17 protein-coding genes are annotated in these 21,293 nt (G+C 30.1%); 14 read left to right on the top strand and 3 right to left on the bottom strand.

Features of this window, described 5'->3' with window-relative positions; all coding sequences use genetic code 11:
• Window positions 1-82 precede the first annotated feature (82 nt).
• Together VJY38_RS00285 and VJY38_RS00280 are read left to right on the top strand one after the other, a co-directional pair.
• Window positions 83-664 carry an acyltransferase gene (locus VJY38_RS00285; RefSeq protein ID WP_353678665.1) on the top strand — a complete coding sequence of 194 codons (582 nt, stop codon included), beginning with the start codon at window positions 83-85 and terminating at the stop codon, window positions 662-664.
• Entirely contained in the window at window positions 661-1,833 is a 1,173-nt protein-coding gene (locus VJY38_RS00280; protein ID WP_353678664.1) for a DegT/DnrJ/EryC1/StrS family aminotransferase, read from the top strand. Before VJY38_RS00285 ends, VJY38_RS00280 begins: the two co-directional genes overlap by 4 nt.
• Before the next feature lie 67 nt (window positions 1,834-1,900).
• On the opposite strand, the gene glmM is transcribed toward VJY38_RS00280, so the two are convergent.
• Window positions 1,901-3,250: a phosphoglucosamine mutase gene (glmM, locus tag VJY38_RS00275; protein WP_353678663.1), complete on the bottom strand. Its 1,350-nt coding sequence runs from the start codon at window positions 3,248-3,250 to the stop codon at window positions 1,901-1,903.
• A gap of 115 nt (window positions 3,251-3,365) precedes the next feature.
• On the opposite strand from glmM, the gene VJY38_RS00270 reads away from it, so the two are divergent.
• The 11 genes from VJY38_RS00270 (at window position 3,366) to atpC (ending at window position 15,229) form a co-directional block, all read left to right on the top strand.
• Complete coding sequence (locus tag VJY38_RS00270) at window positions 3,366-4,985, top strand: sensor histidine kinase (protein ID WP_353678662.1); 1,620 nt, start codon at window positions 3,366-3,368, stop codon at window positions 4,983-4,985.
• Window positions 4,986-5,114: 129 nt separating this feature from the next.
• Window positions 5,115-5,810 carry a lipoyl(octanoyl) transferase LipB gene (gene lipB / locus VJY38_RS00265; RefSeq protein WP_353678661.1) on the top strand — a complete coding sequence of 232 codons (696 nt, stop codon included), beginning with the start codon at window positions 5,115-5,117 and terminating at the stop codon, window positions 5,808-5,810.
• Window positions 5,811-5,861: 51 nt separating this feature from the next.
• Window positions 5,862-7,931, top strand: a complete 2,070-nt coding sequence (locus VJY38_RS00260) for an alpha-ketoacid dehydrogenase subunit alpha/beta (protein WP_353678660.1) — start codon at window positions 5,862-5,864, stop codon at window positions 7,929-7,931.
• Window positions 7,932-7,952: 21 nt separating this feature from the next.
• Window positions 7,953-9,182 carry a dihydrolipoamide acetyltransferase family protein gene (locus VJY38_RS00255; protein WP_353678659.1) on the top strand — a complete coding sequence of 410 codons (1,230 nt, stop codon included), beginning with the start codon at window positions 7,953-7,955 and terminating at the stop codon, window positions 9,180-9,182.
• Window positions 9,183-9,256: 74 nt separating this feature from the next.
• A complete protein-coding gene (gene lipA / locus VJY38_RS00250; RefSeq protein ID WP_353678658.1) occupies window positions 9,257-10,156 on the top strand; it encodes a lipoyl synthase in 900 nt (299 codons plus the stop codon).
• A 318-nt stretch (window positions 10,157-10,474) separates the two neighbouring features.
• Window positions 10,475-10,762 (top strand): 4Fe-4S dicluster domain-containing protein, encoded by a 288-nt coding sequence (locus tag VJY38_RS00245; protein WP_353678657.1) that lies wholly within the window; start codon window positions 10,475-10,477, stop codon window positions 10,760-10,762.
• Window positions 10,759-11,832: a 3-methyl-2-oxobutanoate dehydrogenase subunit VorB gene (locus VJY38_RS00240; RefSeq protein WP_353678656.1), complete on the top strand. Its 1,074-nt coding sequence runs from the start codon at window positions 10,759-10,761 to the stop codon at window positions 11,830-11,832. The genes VJY38_RS00245 and VJY38_RS00240 overlap by 4 nt, the downstream gene beginning before the upstream one ends.
• Window positions 11,829-12,653, top strand: a complete 825-nt coding sequence (locus tag VJY38_RS00235) for a thiamine pyrophosphate-dependent enzyme (RefSeq protein ID WP_353678655.1) — start codon at window positions 11,829-11,831, stop codon at window positions 12,651-12,653. The genes VJY38_RS00240 and VJY38_RS00235 overlap by 4 nt, the downstream gene beginning before the upstream one ends.
• Before the next feature lie 9 nt (window positions 12,654-12,662).
• A complete protein-coding gene (locus VJY38_RS00230) occupies window positions 12,663-13,217 on the top strand; it encodes a 2-oxoacid:ferredoxin oxidoreductase subunit gamma family protein (RefSeq protein WP_353678654.1) in 555 nt (184 codons plus the stop codon).
• 189 nt (window positions 13,218-13,406) lie between these two features.
• A complete protein-coding gene (gene atpD / locus VJY38_RS00225) occupies window positions 13,407-14,819 on the top strand; it encodes a F0F1 ATP synthase subunit beta (RefSeq protein ID WP_353678653.1) in 1,413 nt (470 codons plus the stop codon).
• On the top strand, window positions 14,816-15,229 hold the full coding sequence (gene atpC, locus VJY38_RS00220) for an ATP synthase F1 subunit epsilon (protein WP_353678652.1): 414 nt from the start codon (window positions 14,816-14,818) through the stop codon (window positions 15,227-15,229). Before atpD ends, atpC begins: the two co-directional genes overlap by 4 nt.
• A gap of 5 nt (window positions 15,230-15,234) precedes the next feature.
• On the opposite strand, the gene VJY38_RS00215 is transcribed toward atpC, so the two are convergent.
• Entirely contained in the window at window positions 15,235-17,742 is a 2,508-nt protein-coding gene (locus VJY38_RS00215) for a methyl-accepting chemotaxis protein (RefSeq protein ID WP_353678651.1), read from the bottom strand.
• Window positions 17,743-18,001: 259 nt separating this feature from the next.
• On the opposite strand from VJY38_RS00215, the gene VJY38_RS00210 reads away from it, so the two are divergent.
• Complete coding sequence (locus tag VJY38_RS00210; RefSeq protein WP_353678650.1) at window positions 18,002-19,702, top strand: glutamine--tRNA ligase/YqeY domain fusion protein; 1,701 nt, start codon at window positions 18,002-18,004, stop codon at window positions 19,700-19,702.
• A gap of 100 nt (window positions 19,703-19,802) precedes the next feature.
• Here VJY38_RS00210 and gltX read toward each other — a convergent pair whose 3' ends face one another.
• On the bottom strand, window positions 19,803-21,254 hold the full coding sequence (gene gltX / locus VJY38_RS00205) for a glutamate--tRNA ligase (protein WP_353678649.1): 1,452 nt from the start codon (window positions 21,252-21,254) through the stop codon (window positions 19,803-19,805).
• Between the last annotated feature and the right edge of the window lie 39 nt (window positions 21,255-21,293).

Here is a 21,293-nt window from a genome sequence, read left to right as displayed (position 1 = left end):
TTGCTAAATAAACTATTAAATTTGCGAATAGATTAAAAGCTCATTATGTTTAATAAATCCATAAATTAAATCTTTGGTAACAATGAATTATTTCAAGCATGAATCCGCATACATTGATGATAATGTAGAAATTGGAGAAGGTACAAAAATCTGGCATTTTACACATATTCAATCTGGAGCTAAAATTGGTAAATTTTGTGTACTTGGTCAAAATGTGAATATTGGAAATAATGTAGTGATCGGAAATTATGTTAAAATTCAGAATAATGTTTCTGTATATGAAGGAGTAACGTTAGAAGATTATGTCTTTTGTGGTCCATCAATGGTTTTTACTAATATAATTAATCCCAGAAGTAAATACCCTCAAAAAGGAAGTGATTATTATGTAAAAACTCTTGTTAAATATGGAGCAACACTTGGAGCTAATTGCACTATAGTATGCGGAATAACAATTGGAAAATTTGCTTTTGTGGGAGCTGGTGCAGTTGTTACTAAAGATGTTCCAGATTATGGACTGGTAGTGGGAAATCCTGCTAAATTAATTGGCTGGATGAGCGAAGCAGGTGAAAGATTAATTTTTGATGATAATGGTATAGCATTCTGTAAAAAATCAAATAAAAAATATCAACTTAAAAATGGTATTGTTACGGAGATTGAAATATGAAAGTTCCATTACTGGATTTAAAACCACAATATCTATCAATTAAAAATGAAATTGATGAGGCAATTAAACGAGTAGTTGATTCACAATATTTCATAATGGGTCCTGATGTTTCACTACTCGAAGAAGAAATATGTAATTATCTTAATTGTAAATTTGCTATAGGTGTATCCTCTGGAACAGATGCTCTCTTACTCGCATTAATGGCATTGGATATAAAACCAGATGACGAAGTTATAGTTCCTACTTATTCTTTTTTTGCAACTGCAGGAGTTGTAGCTCGATTAAATGCTATACCTGTATTTGTTGATATCGATCCAGTAACATTTAATATCAATCCAGAAGATTTAAAAAGAAAAATCACTTCTAAAACAAAAGCTATTATTCCAGTTCATCTTTATGGACAAAGTGCAGATATGGAAGTAATTATGAAGATAGCTAAAGAATATAATCTAAAAGTAGTAGAAGATGCTGCTCAAGCAATTGGCACTCAATATAAAGATGGAAAATTTGTTGGTACAATTGGTGATGCTGGTTGTTTTTCTTTTTTCCCGAGCAAAAATTTAGGTGGTTTTGGTGATGGTGGAATTATTACTACAAATGATGAAGAATATTATCATAAAATGAAGATAATGAGAGTTCACGGAATGGAACCTAAATATTATCATAAATTTGTAGGTGGAAATTTTCGATTGGATTCAATTCAAGCTGCAATTCTTAGAGTGAAATTACCTCATCTGGATTCATGGTCAGAAAAAAGAAGAAAAAATGCAGAACTATATAATCGATTGTTTATAGAAGCTAATCTTGCTGAAGAAGCAGGAAGGATTAACTTTGATGAAAAAAATAAAGTTTTACTTCCAGAAGCTATATATAAAAATTCAGGTGTGAAGAACTATCACATTTTTAATCAATATGTAATTAGAGTAAAAAATAGAGACAAGCTTATAAACTACTTAAAAAGTAAAGAAATAGGTTGTGAAATTTATTATCCTGTTCCATTCCATCGACAGGAATGTTTTAGTTATTTAGGTTATAAAGATGATGAATTTCCAGTTTCGAATAATGCAGCAGAAACTTCTTTGGCTCTACCAATTTATCCAGAACTTTCTGAAGAACAAATTAAGTATGTTGTTAATACAATTAAAGAGTTTTTTGAAAATAGTAATTAAGAGTAGTTATTTAAACAAAGTTATTAATTAAATTTATTCTCGATTTTTTTAGAGAGATATTTTATAATTAGAACTCTGTTATTTCTTTAAAATAAAATTCTGATAATCTTTCGGCTTCTTCTTTAGTTTTTGCTTCAACTATACACCTTATGATTGGTTCAGTATTCGATTTTCTTAAGTGTACCCAGTGATCATCAAAATCAATTCTTAATCCATCTTCAAGATTAATGTTGTAACCTGAATATTTTTTAGCAAGTGTTGAGATAATATAATCTGGATTTTTTTCTGATATTTCTATTTTCTTCTTTGTTATGAAATATTGTGGTAATGAGTTTTTTAATTCACTCATTTTGCCACCAAATTCTGTTAAATGTTGAAGTACAATTGCTATTCCAACGAGAGCATCGCGTCCAAAATTTACTTCTGGTAAAATTACACCTCCACTTCCTTCGCCACCTATTATTGCCTGGACTTCTTTCATTTTTTTAACAACATTCGCTTCTCCAACTGGGGAACGAAATACTTTACATCCATATTCTTTTGCAATATCTTCTACAGCTCTTGTTGTCGATAAATTTACAACAACATTCCCTTTCTTTTTTGATAAATAAAATTTAACAGCCTGTGTAATAGTGTTTTCTTCTATAAATGGTTCTCCTTTTTCTGTAATTAACACTAATCTATCAACGTCTGGATCGACAACTATACCTAAATCGGCTTTATGTTTTTTTACAGCATTCATTGTTTTTTTTAAATTCTCTGGTACTGGTTCTGGTAGTCGTGGGAAAATTCCTGTCTTTTCACAATTCATTTCAATAACTTCGCAACCAAGTTTTTTTAATAAAATAGGAACTGAATATGCTCCAGCACCATTTACACAATCAAGCAATATTCTAAATTTTCTTCTTCTTACTTTAGGAATATTTAAGAATTTCATATTCAACACAGCGTTAATATGATTTATTAAACCATTATCATACTTTATTACTTTTCCTAATTTGTTCCAGGGAGAAAAATTTTTTTGAGCACCATCTATTTTACTTAACATTTCAGCATTTTCTTCGGGACTCATAAATTCCCCTTTGCGATTGATTAATTTTAATGCATTCCATTCATTCGGATTATGACTTGCCGAAATTTGAATTCCACCAGCAGCTTTTAATTTCTTTACATTGAATAAAACAGTTGGTGTAGGACAAATTCCAATATCAATAACATCTAATCCTTTAGCTAATAAAGTACCAATAACTATACTTTTTACCATCTCTCCAGAAATTCTTCCATCACTGCCCAGAATAATTTTTCCCTTACCACAAAATTCTGCAAATGCTGATGTATATTTAATAATTGTTTGCGGATCTAAACCATCACCAATAATACCACGAATTCCAGATACACTTACCATTAGTGTAGGCATACTTACTCCTTATATTTTTTAACAAATTTAATTAATTATTTTAAATCGGTAAAATTAAGCTATAAAAAAAATAAAATTTTTCGATAATACAATGTAAAAGTAGGCAAGACTAAGTATGATTGGTTCAATAGTAACAAACAAAAAGCAAAATAAAGAACAATATGATATTATTGAATCCGAAAATTTGCTCGAATCATTAATGGATAATACCGACGATTATATATGGTTTGTTGATAGCAATTTTCACTTAACAGCATTCAACAAGAATTTTTACTACTTCATTTTTATGCGATATTCAAAAAAAATTAATATTGGAGATGATTTTTTAGCAATTTTTAAAGACGATGAAGTTAACTTCTGGAAGAATTGCTTGGAAAAAGCATTAAAGGGAGAAAAATTTAAAGATGAAATTTCATTTGATAATTATGAAAATGGTTACTATAGAGTTTATTTCAATCCAGTAAAAAATAAATTAAATGAGATTGTAGCTGTATCAGTTTATGCACAAAACATTTCTGAAAGCAAACTTGCCGAAGAAAAAATGCTAAAAAGTGAATTGCTTTCGCAATCAATCTTATCAACATCACCTGATGGAATAGTTACTACAGAACTTGATGGTACAATCTCTTTTGCTTCAGATAAATTTATAGAAATGGTAGGGAATATTAACATAGAAGAATTATTTGGTAAAAAATTATGTGATTTCGTTTATTATGATGATCAGGAAAAATTTAATGAAAACCTGAATGAATTATCGAAAGGGAAGCATTGTAACTCTTATATTTTTAGATTAAAAAAGGGAAATGACTCATTCTTTTATGTTGAATCCAAAATTGATGTAATTAGAAATGAAGAGAACTTGCCAATTCAAATTCTATTTATTATTCGTGATATTACAGATCGCATAGAAGCAGAATTAGAAAGAGAAAAATTACTTCAGGATATTGCTTATTCTCGAGATCAGATTGAGCAAGAAGCAGCTCGTTATGTTGAATTAAATAATCAACTTTATGAATCTGAGAAAAAACTCGAAGAATTAAATAATGCCAAAGATAAATTGTTCTCAATTATTGGTCACGACCTTAAGAATCCTTTTATTACCTTACTCGGTTTTTCTGAAATATTAGTTGAAGATTATGATGAATTATCTGATGATGAGAAGAAAGAATATATAAAAATTATTTATGATACTGCTCGTAATACACAAAAGTTATTAGAAAATCTTTTAAGCTGGTCAAGAGCACAATCTGGTAGACTTCAAATTAATTTAGAAGCTTTATCAATTAAAAATGTTATAAAAGAAAATGTAGAATTAGTGAAATCTCAAGCAGAAAAAAAGAGCATAAAAATAAATACATTTATAAATTCTTCTTTAATGGTTTATGCAGATAAAAATTTACTTGATACAATTATTCGTAACTTACTCACCAATGCAATTAAATTTACTGGTGAAAATGGAATGGTTACTGTCAGGACAGAAGATGAAGATGGATTTGTGAAAGTTTCTGTAGAAGATACTGGCATTGGACTTAGCGACGAAGATCTAAAAAAACTTTTTAGAATAGATGTTAACAATAAAGAAATTGGTAATTCAGAAGAAAAAGGGACTGGACTTGGACTTATTTTATGTAAAGAATTTTGTGAAAAGCAGGGTGGAAAAATTTGGGTTGAAAGTCAATTAGGAAAAGGAAGCAAATTTTATTTTACAATTCCCATCTACAAACCAACTATATAATCGGATAGATTTTTAGTTTCCCCATTTTAGTAATATTTTTTACTTTAATGAACAATTTTCAATCTCATCTTGTTATTAATGAATAAATTATTTTTTTCTTTAATAAAATATTTCTGGATAAACCAAATTATGAATGGCAGGAAATTACAATATTACAATCTTGGATTTATCGATTATAAAGAAGCCTGGGATCTACAAAATATTATCTTTCAAAAAAGATTATTAAAAGAAATTGATGATACACTCCTTTTACTTGAACATAATCATACCTATACATTAGGCAAAACTGCAAATCCTGATAATCTTTTAGCAAATGATAGACAATTAAAAGAATTGGGTATCAAAGTATATGAAATTGATAGGGGTGGAGATATTACTTATCATGGACCAGGTCAGATTGTAGGATATCCAATTATTAATTTATCGAACTGGAAAGAAGATACTCACGAATATCTTCGTGCTCTGGAAGAAGTTATTATAAAAGTATGTTCGTATTATGGATTAAAAGCTGGTAGAAATCAAAAATATACTGGTGTTTGGATAGCAAACAGAAAAGTTGCTGCAATTGGTATTAAAGTTAGTAGATGGATTACAATGCATGGATTTGCATTCAATGTTAATACTGATTTGAATTACTTTGGTGGAATAATACCTTGTGGTATAAGAGATTATTATGTTACATCATTAGAAAAAGAACTTGGAAGAAAACTTAATATTGAAGAAACAAAAGAATTAATCCTTGAAGAATTCATGAAGGTATTTAATTACTCCGAAGTAATACATCAGAATGAAAATGACTTCAAAACAAATATAAAAATTAAATAGCGATTTAATTAATCTGCAATAATCCACTTCTTAAATAATATAGGAAAATAAATGAATAAATATCATAATCAATACCTTTTAAATCATTCTCAGGCTTTAAAAAGCATTGATGGTTCTTTCTCAAAAGAAGAACTTCTGGAAGTATTTAAATTAATGTTATTATCTCGCGAAATTGACAATAAACAAATGACATTAATAAAGCAAGGTAAAGCCTTTTTCCATATAGCAGGAGCTGGACATGAAGCAGTACAAATCGCATTTGGTAAATTGATGAATAAAGGAGTTGATTGGGCTTATCCTTATTATAGAGATCTGGCTTTTGTTCTTGCTATTGGAATAACTCCAAAAGAAATCTTTCTTAATTTTCTTGCAAAAGCTAATGACGAAATGAGTGGTGGTAGACAAATGCCATCACATTGGGCTTCAAAAAAACTAAATATTCCTTCACAATCGAGTCCTACTGGTACTCAATATCTACAAGCAGTTGGAACTGCACTGGGTTTAAAAAAGCAAAATAAAGATGGAGTTGTTTTGGTTAGCAGTGGCGAAGGAGCTACAAGTGAAGGTGAATTTCATGAAGCTGTTAATTGGGCTTGTCGTGATAAACTTCCAGTTATCTTTTTAATTGAAAATAATAAATGGGCAATTTCTGTACCTGTCGAAAATCAAACTTCTGGGAAAGATGGCTCTATTTCCGAAATGATGAAAGGTTATGAAAATTTATATCGAATCAAAATTGATGGAACAAATTTTTTTCAATCATATTCTGCAGCACTTAAATCATTTGATTATGCAAGAAATAAAATGGGACCTGTTCTTGTTGAAGCGGATGTTGTAAGAATTTTTTCACATTCTTCTTCGGACGATCAGAAAAAATATATTCCAAAAGAAATACTCGATGAAGCTTTCGAGAGAGATCCAATAAAAATATTTTCAAAATATTTAATAAAAGAAGGTTTGGTTTCTGAAGAATTTGTTGAAAATATGAAAGAAAGTATTCATCAGGAAATAAATCAAGCTGCTGATGAAGCTTTAAAGTATCCAGAACCTGAACCAGAGACTGCAATTAAATATGTTTATGATGAATCTAATAGAAAAAATGAACTTGATTATGAAAAGTCTTTTAAGACTGGTAAATCAATTGTAATGGTTGATGCAATAAATCATGCATTAAAAGAAGAAATGGAAATAAATGAAAAAATTTTTGTCTTTGGCGAAGATGTTGCTGATCCAAAAGGTGGTGTATTTACAGCTACAAAAGGATTATCTACCAGATTTGGAAATAATAGAGTTTTTAACTCTCCATTAGCCGAAGCAAGTATAGTTGGTGTTGCAATTGGTATGTCGCTAACAGGCATTAAACCATGCGTAGAAATTCAATTTGGTGATTACATCTGGCCTGCGTTTATGCAAATACGTAACGAACTTGTTATGTATCGTTATCGATCGAATAATTTATTTGAAACTCCTGTAGTTATACGAGTTCCTGTTGGAGGCTATATTCATGGTGGAATTTATCATAGTCAAAATATTGAAAGTTTTTTTACTCATATGCCTGGATTACTTATTGCTTATCCTTCAAATGCTGCAGATGCAAAAGGTTTATTAAAAACAGCCCTTAGATTAAACGATCCTGTTTTATTCCTTGAGCATAAAGGTTTGTATAGACAGAGTTATGCATCTTCTCCTGAACCAGATTCTAATTATCTATTACCATTTGGAAAAGCTAAAATAATAAAAGAAGGGAATGACTTAACAGTTGTAACTTATGGAGCAATGGTGCACGAGACAAATTTTGCTGCTAAAAAATTAGAAGAAGATGGTTACTCAATTGAAATAATTGACTTACGAACATTGCAACCTCTTGATGTTGAAACTATTTATCAATCAGTTAAAAAAACAGGTAAAGTTGCCATAGTACACGAAGATACATTAACTGCTGGATTTGGTGCAGAAATAGCTGCTTTAATCTCTGATAGTTGTTTTGAATATCTTGATGGTCCTATTAAAAGAATTGCTGCTAAAGATTCACCTATCCCTTATTCTAATTATTTAGAAAAATTTATATTACCAGATAAATTCAAAATATATAATGGTTTATTAGAGTTATTAAATTATTAACAGTTATTTATTGGAGCATAAATGAAAACAGAAATTATAATGCCTCAAATGGGGGAATCCATTACAGAAGGAACAATAATTAAATGGCATAAGAAAGTAGGTGATAAAGTCAAAAAAGATGAGATTATTTATGAAATTACAACAGATAAGGTTGATACAGAAATTCCTTCGCCATGCGATGGAACTTTAGTTGAAATTAGAGTAAAAGAAAACGAAGTTGCTAAAGTAGGAACAGTTGTAGCTATAATTGATAGCGAAGAAAATATAAATTCAGAAATAATAGAAGAGATGGTCGAACAGGAAAAAGAAAATGTGAATGATTTAATTACAGATGATAATAAGCAATCAATTCGTTTTTATTCACCAGCAGTTTTAAATATTGCTCGTCAAGAAGATATTTCATTAGAAGAACTGGATAAGATTACTGGAACCGGAATCAAAGGCAGGGTTACTAAAAAAGATCTTCTTGATTATATCGAAAAGAAAAAGTCAATTAAAGAAATGCCAGCAGAAAAGATAGAACGAAAAACTACTTTTGAATCTTCACCTTCGTCAAGAGTTGAAGTTATTCCTGTAGATCATATTCGTGAAAGAATTATTCATAACATGATTAAAAGCAGAGATACTTCTGTTCATGTTACTTCCATTATCGAAGTTGATGTAACAAGAATTTACAATTTTATAAATAACAACAAAGAACATTATGCAAAGAATGGTATTAAATTAACTTATCTTCCATTTATCGCATATGCAGCAATCAAAGCATTAAAAGAATATCCATTAATGAATGCAACAATTGAAGAAGATAAAATTATTTTTAAAAAATTTATAAATCTTGGAATAGCAGTAGCAATTGAACCAGATGGTCTGATTGTTCCTAATATAAAAAATGCAGATGAAATGAATATTATTGGACTTGCAAAAGCTATTGCAGACTTAAGTAATAAAGCAAGAACAAAAAAATTGTTACTGGATGATATTACCAATGGAACATTTACTATTACTAATTATGGAGTATTTGGTACTTTGATTGGAACTCCAATAATTAATCAACCAGAAGTTGGAATTCTTGGAGTTGGTAGTGTAACGAAGAAACCAGTTGTTATTGAAAACAATGGTGTCGATAGTATTGCAATAAGATCAATGATGTATTTATCGTTGAGTCACGATCATCGATTAATTGATGGAATGCTTGGCGGTAAATTTCTTTCATTCATAAAAAATTATTTAGAAAATTTTGAAGATATATAGAATAAATTAATTTATTTTTGTAAAAGTATTATAAGCGATTTCAATATTTTATTTATAAATCAAGATAAACAATTATGAAGATTAATCAACATCAATTAGCTTTCAAAAAAGAAGTAGAAAAAAATATTCAGTTGGGAAAAAGACCTGAGTGGTTGAAAGTTCGTTTACCGAGCGGGAAAAATTATAAAGATGTTTATGAATTGATGCGTAAATCAAAATTGAATACAGTTTGTGAAGAAGCAAAATGTCCAAATATAGCTGAATGCTGGAATAGAAGAACAGCAACTTTTATGATATTAGGTGATACATGTACAAGAAGTTGTGGATTTTGCAATGTTAAATTAGGAATTCCAAATAAAGTGGATTTAGATGAACCTCGAAGAGTAGCAGAATCTGTTGAAGTATTAAAATTAAATCATGTTGTTATTACTTCAGTTAATCGAGATGAATTATATGATGGTGGAGCTTCAATTTTTTCTGAAACAGTTAGATTAATTCGCCAAAAAATGCCTGAGACAACAATTGAATTATTAATTCCTGATTTTAAAGGTGAAGAGCATGCATTTAACATAATTATGCAAAACAAACCTGACATTCTTAATCATAATCTTGAAACTGTAAAAAGATTATATCATGTAGTAAGACCTCAAGCAAAATACGAAAGAAGTTTGAACGTAATTAAATGGTTTAAAGAAAAAGGACTTAAAACTAAAAGTGGAATTATGGTTGGAATTGGAGAAACAAAAGAAGAAGTAATAGAACTTTTACATGATTTGTATAATCATGGATGTGATATAGTTACGATTGGACAATATTTACAACCTACTAAAAATCACCTGCCTGTACATCGTTATGTTACATTAGAAGAATTTCAATTTTATAAGGAATATGGTTTAAAATTAGGATTTAAAGCTATAGAATCTTCACCTCTTGTAAGAAGTTCATATCATGCAGATAAACATGCTTCGTTATAAACAAACCAGTATATTTGATTCTCAATCAAAAAAAATTATTTCTCACTTATGAAAAATAAAATCAGATAATTATTTACTAAACATTAAGTTTAAAATTCATCCCTTTGTTTTTGAATAATAATTATTATTTTTGTTATGAATAATTAAACTAAAGTTCATTTTATTCTGGCACGTAGTTTTTATTCTGTTTAGCTCTTTTATGGTAAATTAAAATGAATCTAATTTTTGTTGAAATATTACTAATAAATTTTTATTAGAAGAAGAAAGGTTATAGTCAAACTATAACCTTTTTTTATTTTAAATAATTTTGAGGTGTTTATGGCAAAAGTTAAAGGCGATATCATAATTGATATCGAAAAATGTAAAGGCTGTGAGTTATGCGTTGTTGCATGTCCTCAAAATACTCTTGGGCTATCAAAAAAACTTAATTTAAAAGGTTATCATTATGTAGTTAAAGTAGAGGATAATTGTACTGGTTGTGTAAACTGTGCACTGGTTTGTCCAGAAGGTATAATTACAGTTTATCGCAAAACTGATAAAAAGAAAGAACAAATAGCAACAATTTCAAATGTATCAAGTGATATAACAGTTATGGTGCGGTCATGAAAAAAGAAATAACTTTAATGAAAGGGAATGAAGCTCTTGCCGAAGCAGTTATAAGAGCTGGTTGTGATGGATATTTTGGTTATCCAATAACTCCACAATCAGAAATATTGGAATATTTAGCAAGAGAAGCTTATGCAAGAACAGGTATGGTTGTTTTACAAGCAGAAAGTGAAGTTGCTGCAATTAATATGGTTTATGGTGCTGCATGCACAGGTAAAAAAGTTATGACTTCATCATCTTCTCCAGGAATAAGTTTAATGCAGGAAGGAATATCTTATATTGCATGTGCAGAACTTCCATGTTTAATTGTTAATGTTGTTAGAGGTGGACCTGGATTGGGAACCATTCAACCTTCACAGGGAGATTATTTTCAAGCTGTTAAAGGAGGTGGACATGGTGATTATAAATTAATTGTACTGGCACCATCTACAGTTCAGGAAATGGCAGATTTTGTCCCTCTAAGTTTTGATCTTGCATTTAAATATCGAAATCCAGTTATGATTCTTACAGATGGTGCATTGGGACAAATGATGGAAAAAGTAGAATTATTCGAACCTATACCTCGTAAAACTGAAATTGAACCATGGGCAACAGTTGGAAAACCTTTAGATAGAGAACATAATATTATTACGTCTCTTCATATTGAACCAGATAAAATGGAAGAAATTAATTTACATTTACAGGAAAAATATAAACAAATTGAAAAAAATGAAGTTCGATATGAAATTCTAAATTGTGAAGATGCAGAAATTGTACTTGTTGCATTTGGACTTGTTGCAAGAATTTGTTCAAAGGCTGCAGAATTAGCACGTCAAAAGGGAATTAAAGTGGGAGTATTTAGACCAATAACTTTATTCCCATTTCCATATCAACAATTGAATAATATAGCTGATAAAGTAAAAAATTTCTTAGTTGTAGAAATGAATGCTGGTCAGATGCTGGAAGATGTTCGTCTTGCAGTAAATGGAAAAATTCCAGTTGAATTTTATGGTAGAATGGGTGGAATTGTCCCTTCACCAGAAGAAATTCTTCAAAAATTAGAAGATATTTTAGTAGGAGAAAAATTATGAGTAATCAAATTTTAACTGCCGAAGAAAAACAAAGTGAGCATAAAGAAGAAGAAAATATTTGTTTGAAAGAATACCTTGTTTATGAGAGACCTAAAACTTTAATTGATATTCCAATGCACTATTGTCCAGGTTGTGGACATGGTGTAGCTCATAAGTTAATTGCAGAAGTTATTGACGAATTAGGTATTCAGGATAAAACAATTGGTGTGGCTCCAGTAGGATGTGCTGTTTTTGCTTATAACTATCTTGATATTGACATGGTTGAAGCAGCTCATGGAAGAGCTACAGCAGTTGCAACTGGAATTAAAAGAATGCTCCCAGATAAATATGTATTTACTTATCAAGGTGATGGTGATTTAGCAGCAATTGGAACAGGTGAAACAATTCACACTTGTAATAGAGGCGAAAATATTTTAGTTATTTTTATTAACAATGGTATTTATGGAATGACTGGTGGTCAAATGGCTCCTACTACTTTGATTGGCATGAAATCTACTACAACTCCTTTTGGTAGAGATGTATCTGTGATGGGAAATCCTCTTAAAATAACTGAATTAGTTGCACAATTACCGGGAGTCTATTATTGTACACGAGTTGCTGTAAATACTCCAAATAATGTTCGTCGTGCTAAAAAAGCTATACTGAATGGCTTTAAATATCTTGAGCATAAAAAAGGTTTGTGCTTCATCGAAATTGTTTCTAATTGCCCTTCGAACTGGAAAATGACACCTGTAGAATCCAATAAATGGCTTGAAGAAAATATGCTTCCTTTCTATCCATTAGGAGATTTAAAAGTCCCTAATCTTTCTAAAACAGAATAAGAGGAAATTATGACTGAAGAAATTATTATTGCTGGATTTGGTGGACAGGGAGTTTTATCGCTTGGTCAGATATTATGTTATGGTGGTGTAATCGAAGGTAAAGAAGTAAGCTGGATGCCTTCATATGGTCCAGAAATGCGCGGAGGAACTGCAAATTGTATAACAATAATTAGCGATTCAAAAATTAGTTCACCAATTATAAGTAAATGTGATACATTAATTGCACTTAACCAACCTTCACTCGATAAATTTCAATCCGCAGTTAAACCTAATGGTTTAATTATTTATGAATCCAGTACAATATTAAATCCACCAACTCGAGTAGATGTAGAAATATTACCTATTGAAGCAGCTAACGAAGCAGCCAAACTTAAAAATACTCGAGTTATGAATATGATTATTCTTGGAGCTTATCTTAAAAAGAAGCCAGTCATATCAATTGAAACTGCATTTGAAGCACTTAAAAAAGTTTTACCAGAAAGATATCATCATCTATTACCACTAAACAAAGAAGCTCTAATGAAAGGTTGTGAATTAGCAGAGAAACTTCATGTAAACTCTTAAACTTATGAATTTTTTTATGTTTATTTCTGAAGGATTATCTCTATACGCACTTGACTTTTTATTAAATGATTTGATATGGGTTTTATTAAATTCAATAATAATTATAACATAAATGTTATTTACTATATTGGAAATCATTAACATCTTTGATAACTTTGTATATTAATTTATGATAAATAAGGGAAAAAAATGGCATCTAATGAAGGTGTAATTGTTCAAGTAATTGGACCCGTCGTTGATATCGACTTTCAAGACGGTTACTTACCAAATATTTATAATGCTATCAAAATTCCAAGAGTTAATTTAGAAGGAAAAGAAGAAGAATTAGTAGTTGAAGTTCAACAACACTTAGGAGAAAATCGTGTTAGAACTGTGGCTATGGATACAACCGATGGTTTAGTTCGTGGTATGAAAGCTTATGACACAGGTGGACCAATTACTGTTCCTGTAGGTCCCGAAACTTTAGGAAGATTAATAAATGTAATTGGGGAAGGTATTGATGGACTTGGTGAAATAAAAGCAAAGAAAAGATATGCAATTCATCGTCATGCTCCCAAATTCAATAATCTTTCTACAAAACAAGAAATGTTTGAAACCGGCATAAAAGTTATAGATTTATTAGAACCATATACAAAAGGTGGGAAAACAGGTTTATTCGGTGGAGCAGGCGTTGGTAAAACAGTTATTATTCAAGAATTGATTCATAATATTGCTAAACAACATGGAGGTTATTCAGTTTTTGCTGGTGTAGGTGAAAGAACCAGAGAAGGAAATGATCTCTGGCTTGAAATGAAAGAATCCGGAGTTTTATCTAAAACAGCATTAGTGTTTGGGCAAATGAATGAACCTCCTGGTGCTCGTTTGAGAGTGGGTTTAACTGGATTGACTATTGCTGAATATTTCAGAGATGAAGAGGGAAGAGATGTGTTATTATTTATAGATAATATCTTCCGTTTTACTCAGGCTGGTTCAGAAGTTTCTGCTTTATTAGGAAGAATGCCATCAGCTGTAGGATATCAACCAAACCTTGCAACTGAAATGGGTGAATTGCAGGAAAGAATTACTTCAACAGATAAAGGTTCTATTACATCAGTTCAGGCTATTTATGTTCCTGCTGATGATTTAACAGACCCTGCCCCAGCAACTGCATTCTCACATCTTGATGCTACAACAGTTTTAAGTCGTCAGATTTCGGAATTGGGAATTTATCCTGCTGTTGATCCACTTGATTCAACTTCAAGAATTTTACAACCTGATATTGTTGGATGGGAACATTATAATGTTGCTAAACAGGTTAAAGAAATATTACAGGCTTATAAAGATTTACAGGATATTATTAATATTTTAGGTATGGATGAACTTTCAGAAGAAGATAAAATTATTGTTAGAAGAGCCAGAAGAATTCAGAGATTTTTAAGTCAACCATTCCATGTTGCTGAACAATTTACTGGAATTCCTGGTAAATATGTTAAACTTGAAGATACAATTAGAAGCTTTAAAGAAATTCTTGAAGGTAAACATGATGATTTGCCAGAACAGGCATTTATGTATGTAGGAACAATTGAAGAAGCAGTAGAAAAAGCTAAAAGATTACAGAAATGAAAAAAGAACTTAATTTAGAAATAATTACACCTTCTAAAATTGCATATAGTGGTAAAGTTAAATCAGTAACTGTTCCAGGTACACTTGGAAATTTTCAGATATTATTTAATCATGCACCATTGCTCAGTACATTTGAAATAGGAAGAATTAAAGTAGTGGATATTAATGATAATATTACTGAGTTTACAACAGGAGGCGGTAGTGTTGAGGTGCTTAAAAACAAAATATTGATATTAGCAGACAGTATTGAGAGAAGAGAAGAAATAGATGTAGAAAGAGCAAGAAGGTCACTATCCCGTGCAAAAGAAAGATTATCTTCAAAAGATAGAGATAAGATTGATATTAGAAGGGCAGAGTTATCAATGCAAAGAGCAGTAAATAGATTAAAATTTGTTGGAGCAGAATTTTAATTTCATCAATCTATTTTGAACTGTGCGGTTGCAGCTTGTAACTCGTGTGCCATTTCTAATAAATTAGAAGCTACTTTACCTAATTCTTCAGCTTCAGTTTTAGCATTAATTGTTTTATTGGCAATTTCATTTATCATATTTGCATTTAATTGACTTATAGCTGAAATATTGTTTATCATCTCAACTGTGTGTTTTACACTGTGACTGCACTCTTCTGTAGCACTCATATTTTGTTGAATGACTGATGAAATTTTATCTGACGATTCGAGCAAACTCTTCATTATTTCAGAAATTGTATTATTTGCTTTTACCATACTTTCTATTTGTTTATTCATATTAAAGTAAGAATCAAGAAGTTTTTTAATTGATATTCCAGATTCGTTTGCTAAACTTGTTCCATAATCAACATTATTAACAATAGTTTTTATTGAATTACTAGCATTGGAAATATTTTGTTGTACTTTAGAAATAATGTTTGAAGTTTGTTTAGTAGCATCAGCAGATTTTTCTGCTAAAATTCTAACTTCGTCGGCAACTACTGCAAAACCACGACCGTGTTCTCCTGCACGTGCTGCTTCTATCGCTGCATTTAATGCCAGCAGGTTAGTTTGATCTGCTATTGATTCTATGGTTTGAATTATTTCTTCTATTTGTCTTGATTGTTTTAACATCTCTTCTATAGTTGTTGCAAAATCCTGAATAGTCTTTTCGATTACTTTCATCTGTTCAACAGTTTTCATTACAGAATTTTCACCTTGTTTTGCAACATTAATCGATTCTTCAGATGATTTTACAATTGAAGAAACAATTGAATTAGCTAAATCAATTGCTTTTGCTATTTCATTTACTGATACTGATACATGTTCTGAAGCTAACTTTTGTTCATGTGAATCCTGAGCAATATTATTAATTGTTACTGAAATTTGTTCTATGTTAGAATTGGCAGTATTCACAGATGTTGCTTCTTCATTTAAACTATTAACCATGTTTTGAATAGATTCAACATTATTATTTGTAATGTCAATTGTATTTTTTGCAACTTTTGAAAGGTTATTGCTAAATTCGGTTAACTTAATAGTTCTTTCTGATAGAGTTTTTAATAATCCGCGAAGACTTATTGGTTCACTATTGAAAGTTGCAACAGGAATACCTGTTTCAACAGCTTTATTTATGTATGAGACTAAATTTTTATCATAAATCCCGGTACATATAGCATCGTATTTTTGATTAATGCAATCTTCTATTGCTGTACCATAAATTTCTGCACTAACATTAAATTTATCTTTTGTATGAGAACCTGGTGGTATAATCCAATCTACTTGAGCATTGTATCTTCTTAAAATGTTTGATGCAGTTTCTACGCCTTTTTTAAAGGAAACCCAGAAATCTGAACCTTCTCTTCCAAGAACTGCAATCTTAATTAATCTATTTGATTTCTTTTCTGGTTTTGGTCTTTTTAAAATTTTCTCTTCATTTTCAATAGTTCCTTTATCAGGATGCCAGTATTTATGGAAATTTTCTTTTGTAATTAGTTGAAGTTCTGTTAACAATCGAGGATTAGGTGGCTCCCAGTTAGCTACTATATGATTAAATAAATGAATAACTGGATTATAACCCTGTGCAAATTCATCCTGTGATAAAGTAGCATAAATTTCTCCGCTTGAAATTAGCTGCATTGTTCTATTACTCATATCGTGACAAACAATTTTTAATTTATCCTTCAATTTCAGTTCTTTTATTGTTTTTGAAAAACCACCACCATCGTGTGTAATATAAATACCTGATAAATCTGGATACTTATTTAACAACCATTTAGTTTTTTCTAAATATAATTCTGGATTATTGTAACCTTCTACAATATCTACTACTGAAATTTGTGGAGCATTTTCTTTTAAATAATTTTGAAAACCTTTTCTTCTCAATTCCTGTCCAATAACTCCCAATCTTTCAATTATGATTGCTACTTTTCCTTTTCCTTTCAATGCTTCTGCCATTGCTTCGCCGCATTTTTTTCCTTCCAGATAGGAATCTGCACCAACATAGAAAAGCCTTTTGCAGGGTACATCTGTTGCCGTATTAAATTCCTTGCTGGCTTCATAAAGATTAGAAGCTATTGAATTTAGATCATCTATTATTTCTTTTACTTCACCAATTGCAAAAGTCTTAAGTGATGAATTTGAATTCACATGAATTTCGGCTGTTAAATTTCCATGGGATAATTCAGTAAGAGCAGTGGATAAATATGCTGCATCATTTTCTGCTATTTTTTTTATGAAAGATTTAACTTTATTTAGTGGTCTTTCAATTCCTATATAATATTGTAATGAAAAAATTAAGGATATTATTAAACTAATAATTATACTCCAGCCAAAGATTGAATTATTAAAAATATTATTTCCTGAGGCATAATTATTGTTCTTTAATATGAAATAGGTAACAAATGTAATAGAAATAGACAGTAATATTAATATTGGGGAAATGAATACTAATTTTTTAAGTATTTTATTTTTCATTTAAGTAGCTCGTCATAATTTAATAAGATTTTTTAGATTTCTACATATTAATTATCGTATTAAAAATTATTTAGTTTAATCATTTTGAGGTAAGTTATTATCAAGAATGAATTATAAAGCAGCCACATTCAATTTAAAAAAACATGAATGTAATTTTTAGGGAGAATGAAACTTAATTTCTTATTTTATCGTAGATAATTTGAGCACCTTTTAATATTTGTTTAATTTTGTAAGTATTGAATATAATTTTAAGGTAAATATGGATAATAAAAATAATATTAACGACAAGCCTGTAGATAAAAAGCCCAAAAATTTCATTTATGAAATCATTGATGAAGACATAAAAAATAATAGATGGGGTGGTAGAGTTCATACAAGATTTCCTCCTGAACCAAATGGTTATCTTCATATTGGCCATGCAAAAGCGATTTGTCTTAATTATGGAATTGCTAAATATTATGGTGGTAAGTTTAATCTTAGATTTGATGATACCAATCCAGAAAAAGAAGATACTGAATATGTTAATTCAATTATTGAAGATGTAAAATGGCTTGGGGCAGATTTTGAAGATAGATTATTTTTTGCATCAGATTATTTTGAACAAATGTATCAATGGGCAATTGAATTAATTAAAAAAGGGAAAGCATATGTTTGCGATTTAAGTGCAGAAGAAATAAGAGCTACAAGAGGAACATTAACTGAACCAGGCATTGAAAGCCCATATCGTAATCGAAGTATAGAAGAAAATTTAGATTTATTTGAAAGAATGAGAAAGGGAGAATTTCCGGATGGTTCTAAAACATTAAGAGCCAAAATTGATATGTCATCTCCAAACCTGAATATGAGAGATCCAGTAATGTATCGAATTATTCACCAGAGACATCATCGACAGGGTGATAAATGGTGTATTTATCCAACTTATGATTGGGCTCATGGTCTCGAAGATTCAATTGAAGGAATAACTCATTCTATTTGCACACTCGAGTTCGAAAATCATAGACCACTTTATGATTGGTTTTTAGACGAACTTGGAATTTATCATCCTCAGCAAATTGAATTTGCTCGATTAAACCTAAGTTATACTGTAATGAGTAAAAGAAAATTACTCGAACTCGTTCAAAAAGGGATAGTAGATGGCTGGGATGATCCAAGAATGCCAACTATATCTGGACTTCGAAGAAGAGGATATACTCCTGAAGCAATCTGGAAATTTACTGAAATGATTGGAGTTGCCAAGAGAGATGCATTAACCGATGTAAGTTTGCTTGAATATGCTATAAGAGAAGATTTAAATAAAACAGCACAAAGAGCTATGGCAGTTTTAAATCCTCTTAAGGTAGTTATTACAAATTATAATGGAGAAGAACTTTTAGATGCTATAAATAATCCAGAAAATCCTGATGCTGGTACAAGAAAAATTCCTTTCTCAAACGAAATATATATTGAATCAACTGACTTTATGGAAAATCCACCTAAAGGTTATCATCGTTTAATGCCTGGTGGTGAAGTTAGATTAAGATATGCATATATAATTAAGTGTGAAGAAGTAATTAAAAATGAAAAAGGTGAAATTGTGGAATTACGATGCACTTATGATCCTGAAACAAAAAGTGGAACAGGAACAAGTAACAAAAAGGTGAAAGGTGTAATTCACTGGGTTTCTGCAAAACATTGCTTCGATGCCGAAGTTCGTCTTTACGATCGTTTATTTAATGTTGAAAATCCTGGTGAACTGGATAATTGGCTGGATTATATTAATCCAAATTCTCTTGAAATAATTCCAAATGCAAAGCTTGAACCATTTTTACAGAATGCAAAACCATTGGATAAATTTCAATTCGAGAGATTAGGCTATTTTTGTGTCGATCCAAAATATTCTAAAGATGGAAAATTAGTATTTAATAGAACAGTAACGTTGAAGGATACATGGGCAAAAATTGCTGCAAAGTCTTCAAGTTAACTATATAATTTGAAAATTTTATCTCAAGAATGACAATCAGTAACTATTTTGCACTTTATGAATTCTTTAATGTGTAAAATATTTTATTATTAATTTAAATTTAAGCCAGACTTTGAATTGCATTTTTAATTCTAATGATTACTTCTTCTTTTCCAAGAATATAAAGCAAATCGAATATACCTGGTCCAGCACTTGTTCCAGATAGAGCAAGTCTTAATGGATGTATTAACTTACCTTTGTTAATCTGCAATTTTTCAGCAACAGAATTTAATGCATTTTCATAATCTTCTTTTGTGGGATTATTAAGCTTTTCAAATGTTTCAATTAGTAATTTAAGATGTTCTGTTGTTTCTGGCTTCCAGTTCTTCTGGATTGCTTTTTCTTCGTAACTGGTTGGTCTTTCGAAGAAATAATAACTTTTTGTAATTATTTCATGAACAAAATCAATTCGTTCTTGCATTGCAGATATAACAAGTTTTAAGTACTCATCCGAAAAGTTATTTGATGCATACTTTGATTTTTTCAGTTCATCTTTTAATAATGGTAATAATTCATCAACAGTTTTCTTTCTAATATGCTCTCCATTTAACCAGATTAATTTATTTAAGTCAAAAACTGCTCCCGATTTATTTACACCTTCGAGTGAGAACTTTTCTATTAATTCATTCAAATAATAAAATTCTCTATCGTCGCCAGCATTCCAGCCAAGAAGAGCAACAAAGTTTATTAAAGCTTCTTTTAGATAACCTTTAGCTCTGTATTCTTCAACTGCAACATCTCCCTGACGTTTGCTTAATTTTGATCTATCTGGATTAAGCAAAAGGGGAAGATGAGCAAATTGTGGTTTTTCCCATCCAAAATAATCATATAGCAAAACATGTTTTGGAGTTGATGATAACCATTCTTCACCTCGAATTACATGAGAAATTTTCATAAGATGATCGTCAACAACATTTGCAAGATGATAAGTGGGATATCCATCACTTTTAATAAGTATCTGATCATCAATAATGTTTGTGTCAAATTCAACATCTCCTCTAATTATATCATAAAATCTTACGGTTTGATTTGCTGGAACATTTAATCGAATTACATATGGTTCACCATTTTCAATTTTATTTTGAACTTCTTGTGGTGAAAGTTTTAAGCAATGTTTATCGTATTTTATTTGTGGAACTTTTAGTCTTGATTGTTCTTCTCTTAATGCTGCTAATCTTTCTGGTGAACAAAAGCAATAATAAGCATGACCTTTTTTTATAAGTTCTTCAGCATGTTGTTTATAAATATCTAATCTTTGAGATTGCATGTATGGTCCATAATCTCCACCAATATCTGGTCCTTCATCATAATCGAGTCCACACCATTTTAAAGAAGCTATCAAATTTTCTACTGCTCCTTCTACATAACGACTTCTATCTGTATCTTCTATTCTTAAAATAAATTTTCCATTATTTTTTCTTGCAAATAAATAATTATAAAGTGCTGTTCTAAGTCCACCTACATGTAAGTAGCCAGTTGGACTTGGTGCAAATCTAACTCGAATGTTTTCCAAAATAACTCCTTAATTTTTACTACGAAATATAAAAAAGTA

The sequence above is a fragment of the Rosettibacter firmus genome, assembly GCF_036860695.1.
Lineage (GTDB): Bacteria > Bacteroidota > Ignavibacteria > Ignavibacteriales > Melioribacteraceae > Rosettibacter > Rosettibacter firmus.
The sequence above is the reverse complement of the archived record's forward strand: the minus strand, read 5'-3'. Positions and strand labels throughout refer to the sequence as shown.

Bases quoted from the DNA above. Each gene is read 5' to 3' on its own strand.
- VJY38_RS00285 (WP_353678665.1), top strand. From the start codon at position 83: ATGAATTATTTCAAGCATGAATCCGCATACATTGATGATAATGTAGAA.
- VJY38_RS00280 (WP_353678664.1), top strand. From the start codon at position 661: ATGAAAGTTCCATTACTGGATTTAAAACCACAATATCTATCAATTAAA.
- glmM (WP_353678663.1), bottom strand. From the start codon at position 3,250: ATGCCTACACTAATGGTAAGTGTATCTGGAATTCGTGGTATTATTGGT.
- VJY38_RS00270 (WP_353678662.1), top strand. From the start codon at position 3,366: ATGATTGGTTCAATAGTAACAAACAAAAAGCAAAATAAAGAACAATAT.
- lipB (WP_353678661.1), top strand. From the start codon at position 5,115: ATGAATGGCAGGAAATTACAATATTACAATCTTGGATTTATCGATTAT.
- VJY38_RS00260 (WP_353678660.1), top strand. From the start codon at position 5,862: ATGAATAAATATCATAATCAATACCTTTTAAATCATTCTCAGGCTTTA.
- VJY38_RS00255 (WP_353678659.1), top strand. From the start codon at position 7,953: ATGAAAACAGAAATTATAATGCCTCAAATGGGGGAATCCATTACAGAA.
- lipA (WP_353678658.1), top strand. From the start codon at position 9,257: ATGAAGATTAATCAACATCAATTAGCTTTCAAAAAAGAAGTAGAAAAA.
- VJY38_RS00245 (WP_353678657.1), top strand. From the start codon at position 10,475: ATGGCAAAAGTTAAAGGCGATATCATAATTGATATCGAAAAATGTAAA.
- VJY38_RS00240 (WP_353678656.1), top strand. From the start codon at position 10,759: ATGAAAAAAGAAATAACTTTAATGAAAGGGAATGAAGCTCTTGCCGAA.
- VJY38_RS00235 (WP_353678655.1), top strand. From the start codon at position 11,829: ATGAGTAATCAAATTTTAACTGCCGAAGAAAAACAAAGTGAGCATAAA.
- VJY38_RS00230 (WP_353678654.1), top strand. From the start codon at position 12,663: ATGACTGAAGAAATTATTATTGCTGGATTTGGTGGACAGGGAGTTTTA.
- atpD (WP_353678653.1), top strand. From the start codon at position 13,407: ATGGCATCTAATGAAGGTGTAATTGTTCAAGTAATTGGACCCGTCGTT.
- atpC (WP_353678652.1), top strand. From the start codon at position 14,816: ATGAAAAAAGAACTTAATTTAGAAATAATTACACCTTCTAAAATTGCA.
- VJY38_RS00215 (WP_353678651.1), bottom strand. From the start codon at position 17,742: ATGAAAAATAAAATACTTAAAAAATTAGTATTCATTTCCCCAATATTA.
- VJY38_RS00210 (WP_353678650.1), top strand. From the start codon at position 18,002: ATGGATAATAAAAATAATATTAACGACAAGCCTGTAGATAAAAAGCCC.